The organism is Streptomyces muensis (genome assembly GCF_021474425.1).
Lineage (GTDB): Bacteria > Actinomycetota > Actinomycetes > Streptomycetales > Streptomycetaceae > Streptomyces > Streptomyces muensis.
This window is the reverse complement of the sequence record NZ_JAKEIP010000365.1, coordinates 1-6434: the sequence shown is the minus strand read 5'-3', so window position 1 is coordinate 6434 and position 6434 is coordinate 1. Positions and strand designations below refer to the sequence as shown.

General features: G+C 71.3%; 5 protein-coding genes. 3 read left to right on the top strand and 2 right to left on the bottom strand.

What is annotated here, in order from left to right; all coding sequences use genetic code 11:
* Window positions 1–1140 (top strand): FUSC family protein (locus tag L0P92_RS40840; RefSeq protein WP_234768199.1); only part of this gene is annotated, 1140 nt, incomplete at its 5' end.
* 160 nt (window positions 1141–1300) lie between these two features.
* On the opposite strand, the gene snpA is transcribed toward L0P92_RS40840, so the two are convergent.
* Window positions 1301–1975, bottom strand: a complete 675-nt coding sequence (gene snpA, locus L0P92_RS40835; RefSeq protein ID WP_234768198.1) for a snapalysin — start codon at window positions 1973–1975, stop codon at window positions 1301–1303.
* A 172-nt stretch (window positions 1976–2147) separates the two neighbouring features.
* Between snpA and L0P92_RS40830 the strand changes: the two genes are divergently transcribed.
* Window positions 2148–3107 (top strand): LysR family transcriptional regulator, encoded by a 960-nt coding sequence (locus L0P92_RS40830; RefSeq protein ID WP_234768197.1) that lies wholly within the window; start codon window positions 2148–2150, stop codon window positions 3105–3107.
* Between the two features lie 10 nt (window positions 3108–3117).
* Here L0P92_RS40830 and L0P92_RS40825 read toward each other — a convergent pair whose 3' ends face one another.
* Window positions 3118–5190 (bottom strand): PhoX family protein, encoded by a 2073-nt coding sequence (locus L0P92_RS40825; protein ID WP_234768196.1) that lies wholly within the window; start codon window positions 5188–5190, stop codon window positions 3118–3120.
* Window positions 5191–5466: 276 nt separating this feature from the next.
* Here L0P92_RS40825 and L0P92_RS40820 point away from each other — a divergent pair.
* Window positions 5467–6434 (top strand): VWA domain-containing protein (locus tag L0P92_RS40820; protein ID WP_234768195.1); only part of this gene is annotated, 968 nt, incomplete at its 3' end.

The following is a 6434-nucleotide window of genomic DNA, read 5'->3' as shown; positions in this document are numbered from 1 at the left end:
GCCGTACGGCACCTCGCCTCCGCCGTGGAGACCGGCCACACCGGCCCGCCCGGCCCGAGGCTCCCCACCCCGACCACCGAGACGGCCCGCGCCGTCGACCACGCCCTGCGCCACGCCGCCGACGTCGTCGCCAGTCCCGACGTCGACCCCCGCGGCGTCGACGACCGCCTCGGCCGCCCGGCCGCGCTCGGCAGCCGCGTCGCCCGCGCCCTGCGGGGCGTCACCCTCTCCGCCGCCTCCTGGCGCTACGGCCTGCGCCTCGCCCTGTGCATCGGCCTGGCCCAGACCCTGGTGTCGATCATCCCGGTCCCCCGTTCCTACTGGGTCGCCCTCACCATCACCTTCGTCCTCAAGCCCGACTTCGGCTCCGTCTTCTCCCGCGCCCTGCTGCGCGCCCTCGGCACGGTCGCCGGGCTGGTGATCGCGGCGGCGGTCCTCGCGGAGGTGCCGCGCGGCTGGTGGGACGTACCGGTACTGCTGCTGCTCGCCCCGCTCGTCCCGGCGCTCACCCCGCGCGGCTACGGCTACCAGACGGCCGCCATCACCCCGGTGATCCTGCTCCTGTCCGACGTCCTCAACCGCCAGGGCACCGCACTGCTGCTGCCCCGCCTGGTCGACTCCCTCATGGGCTGCGCCATCGCCCTGATCGCCGGATATCTGCTCTGGCCGGAGAGCTGGCACACCCGCGTCGGCGACCGTCTCGCGGACGCCGTGGACGACACCGCCCGCTATGTGGAGGCCGCCTTCGGCCCCGACGCCGTCGACCCCCCGGCCGGCGCCCGCATGCGCCGCCGCCTCTACCGCAACCTCTCCGGCATCCGCACCGAGTTCCAACGCGCCCTGACCGAACCCCCACCCACCGGCCGCCGCGCCGCCGCCTGGTGGCCCCTCGTCGTCGCCGTGGAACGCATCGTCGACGCGACGACAGCGGCCCGGGTGAGAGTGAAACACGGCGCCGCCCCGCCGTCGGCGGCCGAGGTGACCCAGATCTCCCTCCAACTGAGGGAGCTGGCAGAGGGCGTACGAAAGGTCGAAACCCTCTACGAGGTCCGCACCGACCTCACCGGCCCCGCGGGCAGCGTCCTGGAGCCCCTACGCCAGGAGGTGGCAGCGGCCCGCTCCATCGCTTCCCCGCACTGAAGCGCCCCAAAGGGGCGCGGGGAACTGCGCGATCAGCCACAAACAATCCGCACCCGCCCACAAGCCCAAGCCACCCGAGCTACTAGGCGCCCAAAGGCCGGCGCGGCCGCCCCGTGCAGGGGGGCGACCGCGCCATGTGGGGGGTGGAACTTGGGCAGACCTATCGACCGACCTTCTCAAGCGCCTTGTCCATCGCGGCAGCGAACCCGTTGGCCCACAGCTGATCCACGCGGGCCCTCTCATTGGCATCCGGCACGGAGTTCGTGCAGGACGGCCCAGGCCCGCCCCCCGACATCAGCTCACTGCACGGCCCCTCGTAGTGGTCCGGCAGCCCCAGCACATGCCCCGTCTCGTGCGCGGTGACGCGAGTGGAGTCGTACTCCTGGTTCTGCTGGTAGTCGAGGAAGATGTAGCCGTTGCCGTGACCGTCGGTCGAGGCGTACGAGCCGCGCGGGTCGTTGCCCTCACGGTAGGTGAAGTCGGCGTTCGAGCCCTGCTGGAGCTTGACGTTGGACACAGCGCCGTTCCATATCTCGGTGCTGCGGGCTATCTGCGCGCTGAACGTGGGTGCCGAGGACGCGTCGTAGGTGACGGTGACCGCGGCGGCGCTCGGGTTCGCGGCGCGCTTCTCGGCGACGGACTTCAGGACCGCCTCGAAGAACGCCCGACTGCCGTCGGACTCCGCGGACTTGGCGACGTAGCCGGCCTGGGCGGTGTGGGCGGGGGCCGCCGTGGCCGGAGCCGCCGTACCGAGACCGAGGGCCGCGACACTGAGGCCGACCGTCACCGCCGTACGTGCGGACAGGGACTTGGACGTGAACGTGGAGATGCGCATTGATGACTCCTGGGTGGGGGGTGAGTCGTCAAGGCGAGTGTCGGCGTCTGTGAGGCCGCTGTGATGATGGCAATCGGTGATAGCCCCGTCCTATCGGGGCCCCAATTGGCAGGGATCCGGGGCGATTTGTACGGCTGGTGAAACCTCGTCCTCCGCTTTAGTGTGCGAGGGCATGGACCTTGAGGTGAGACACCTCCGCGCGCTGTGCGCCATAGCGGACACCGGCAGTCTGCACCGGGCCGCACGCCAGCTGGGCGTGGCCCAGCCATCGCTCAGCACGCAACTGCGGCGGATCGAGCAGGAGCTGGGCGGCGCGCTGTTCGTCCGTGCGAGAACCGGCTGCCGGCCCACCCCGCTGGGCCGGCTGGTCCTCAGCCGGGCCCGTCCGCTGGTGGCCGATATGCGTGCCCTGGTCGCGGAGGCGAGGGCGGCCGCGGTGGGCGGTGCCGAGCTCCGGGTCGGGTCGACGGCGAGCAAGGCGCTGGCGGGCTGGCTGCGCCGGCTGCGCGGCCACGGCCAGGATCCGACCCTGCACATGAACGTCTCACCGAACGCCCTGCTCCGCATGGTCGCCGACGGCCAGCTGGACGTCGCCTTCGTGCACGAGGTGGAGGGCTCGCCCCTGCGCATACCGTCCGAGCTCAGGATCCGGGTGCTGATGGAGCGCGAGCCGCAGTTCGTGTCCCTCCCGACCGACCACCCGGCCGCGGCGAAGTCCGAGGTCACGCTGCCCGACCTGGCCGACGACCGCTGGATGGTCGACCCGACGGTCGACGGCGAGTGGGACGCCGTGCAGCGGATGTTCCGCGCGGCCGGCGTCAGCCCGCACGTCCTGCACGGCGACTACTACACCGCCGACGCCCTGGTGGCCACCGGCGAGGTGGTCGCCGTCTGCCAGCCCACCCACGCCGACAGCCCGACCATGGCGGTACGGCGTCTGCACGGCGACCCCCTGGGCGTACGCCTGCTCCTCGCGGCCCGTACGGAGACGGATCTGGACGGGGTCTATCCCGCGCTGGAGGAGGCGTACTGGGAGGCGGCGCGGCAGGCGCCGGCGTACCGGGAGTGGCTGGAGCGGGAGTGGCTGGAACACGACGGTGAGCGGCAGCCGCCGGTCCCAGCACTCCCATGAGGCCACCGGCTCAGACGCCGATGTCGCAGCCGTCCTTGCGCCAGACGGCGACGACCGCGGGACGGTTGATCTTCCCTTCCCCGTCCGGCCAGGCGCTCAGCGGCTTCTCGGCCGTGGCGCCGTCGATCTCGCCCGGGTGCTGCACGGAGACCAGCACCCGGCGGTCCTGGATCACCGGCCCGCAGGTCTCGGCGCCGTTCGGCATCGTCAGGAACTGCTTCAGCTCACCACGGCGGTCACCGCGCGTGGCGACGCCGAAGAGTCCGTCGTGCGAGCCGAGCTGGTTGCCGTCGGTGGAGATCCACAGGTTGCCGTACGAGTCGAAGGCGACGTTGTCCGGGCAGGAGATCGGCGAGACGTCCTCCTTCGGGAACCCGGCGAAGTAGGTGGCCGGGTCCTCCGGGTCGCCCGCGACCAGGAACAGCGACCAGGCGAACCTCTTGCTGTCGGCGCGGTTCCAGCGCTCGGTCAGCTCCAGGACCTGGCCGTGCTTGTTGGCGTTGCGCGGGTTGGCCTCGTCGGCCTTGGCGTTGGAGCCGACACCGCGGTTGGTGTTGTTGGTGAGGGCGACGTAGACCTTGCCGGTGTGCGGGTTGGGCTCGATGTCCTCGGGCCGGTCCATCTTGGTGGCGCCGACCTTGTCCCCCGCGAGACGGGTGAACACGAAGACTTCCTCCGCCGACATCCCCTCGACGTGCGAGACGGCCCCGTCGGCGGTGGCGGTGGCCAGCGGGATCCACTCACCGCTGCCGTCGAACTCCCCGTCGGCCGGGAGCTTCCCGGTCCCGTCGATCTCGATGGCGGGCGAGTCCCCGGAGAGCTTGGCGACGTAGAGCGTCCCTTCATCGAGCAGCGAGAGATTGTGCTCCCGCACGGCCCGGCTCGCCCCCTTCTTCATCCGCTTGCTGCCGATGAACTTGTAGAAGTAGTCGAAGCGCTCGTCGTCACCGGAGTAGACGACGGGACGCCCGTCCTCGGTCAGCCGGACCGTGGCCCCCTCGTGCTTGAAGCGGCCGAGCGCGGTGTGCTTGCGCGGCTTGGAGGTGGGGTCGTACGGGTCGAGCTCGACGACGTATCCGAAGCGGTGCGGCTCGTTCGGCTCCTGGGCGACGTCGAACCGCTTGTCGAACCGTTCCCACTTGCGCTCGGAGGCACCGGTCCCGAGCCCGTACCGCTTGTCCGTGGTGCGCGTGGCATTGGCGAAGTACTGGTTGAAGTTCTCCTCGCCGTGGAGCGTGGTGCCCCAGGGGGTGACGCCACCGGAGCAGTTGTTGAGCGTGCCGAGAGCCTTGGTGCCGGTCGGGTCGGCGGAGGTCTTCAGCAGATCCGACCCGGCGGCCGGCCCGGTGACCTTGAACTCGGAGGTGGCGGTCACACGCCGGTTGAGCGGATGCCGCGGCACGGGCGTGAGCTTCCCGGTCCGCCGGTCCCCTTCCACCACGACGGCGGAGAGCCCGTGAGCGGCCCAGGCGACCTCGACCTGCTGCCTGGTCGGGTTGGCGGCGTCGTACCCCCGGAACATGAGCACTTCGTCGGTGTACTCGTGATTGGCGACGAGAACCTGCCGGTTCCGCTCACCCGGCAGCGGAAGGAGAGCGAGGAAGTCGTTGTTGTACCCGAACTGCTTGGCCTGGGCCTCGGCGGTCTGGTTCTCCGGGTCGAACGCGGGGGCGCCGCGCAGGATGGGCTCGCCCCAGCGGATGACGATGTTCTGCGCGTATCCATCCGGAATCGTCACGATATCGGCGGTGTTCGGCGCGACGGGGCTGAAGCGCAGACCGCGCGCACCCCGGGAGGACCCGGTCCTTTCGGACACCCCGGCGGCCTCGGCGGCGTCCGCCTTCGGCGCGGCCACGGTGACCGTGCCGCTGACCGCGGCGGCCGCGGTGACGACGGCGGCGGCGCGCAGCGTGGTACGGCGGCTGACGGCCTCGGCGATGACGTCACCGACGTACGGGTTCGTGGTGGTGTTCGGCACCTCGTGGAAACACGCGTCACCACACCGGAACCGGCAGGTCAGGGCGGCCCGTCCACCCGGGTGCGAGTCGCTGTTCGTTCTGATGATCGGCAACGGAATGCGCATGGTGTCTCGTTCTCCCCTTTGCTTCCCCTTGAAGCAGCGTGGGGGACGCTAGGGGCACGTTTGTGCGGGAGCGGGGCGATCGAGTGAACTAAGGGTGAACCAGAGGTAGCGGTACCGAAGTTGAGTCCTCGATCGGACTCGGCGCGATGCAGCCCTTGACTGACAAGGGGCTTCAGTGTCAGCCCCTCCCCAAGATCGCCATCCGGGGCCGCTAACCTTACGTGTCCGTCCTGGCCAGGGATCTACGGGCATCAACTCACGCGAAGGGTTGCGCACATGGGCATTCTCACTCTCCTGCGGAACGCGTTCGGCCGGTCACGCAAGGGGCGTACCGCCGAAGCAGAGGGTGCGACGACGCCTTCGCCGGAACCCCGGCCGACGGTCCCGAAGCCGACGGCTGAGGAGTCGGTGGCGGCTGAGCCGACGGTGGCAGAACCGGCGGCTGAGGAGCCGGTTACGGAGACGCCGGCGGCCGAGGAACCGGCCGCGGAGACGCCCGTCGTCGATGAGCCGACCACGGCGGAGCCCGTCGCTGAAGAGACCGCTGCCGAGGAGACGCCGGTCGCCGAGGAGCCGGCCGTAGCGGAGCAGGTCGCCGAGGAGCCCGTCGCGGAGGAGGAGCCCGAGCCCGCGGCCGCCGACGGCGGGGACGCCCCACAGGGGCCACCGGCAGCCGACGACGAGACCCGCACGGGCGGTGCGGGTGGGAACACCGAGGCCGAAGGCGAAGCCGAGGCCAAGGCCGAGCCGGAGGCCACCGCGGCCGCCGACGGCGGGGACGCCCCACAGGGGCCACCGGCAGCCGACGACGAGACCCGCACGGGTGGTGCGGGTGGGAACACCGAGGCCGAAGGCGAAGCCGAGGCCGTTACAGACGCCGACGCCGACGCCCCCGCCTCCGCGCTCGCAAAGGCCGGCCTCACCACCGCCCGAGCCAAGCTCTACCTCGTCCTCGACCGCTCCGCGAGCATGCGCCCGTACTACAAGGACGGCTCCGCCCAGGCCCTCGCCGACCAGACCCTCGCCCTCGCCAAGCACCTGGACCCCGACGCCCCCGACCACTCCCTCCACGTCGTCTTCTTCTCCACCGAGGTCGACGGCACCACCGACCTCACCCCGGCCTCCCCCGCGACCGCCATCGACGACGCACACGCCGGCCTCGGCCGCATGGGCCGCACCAGCTACCACGCCGCCGTGGAAGCCGTCCTCGCCCACTACGACAAGAACGCCACCCCCGGCACCCC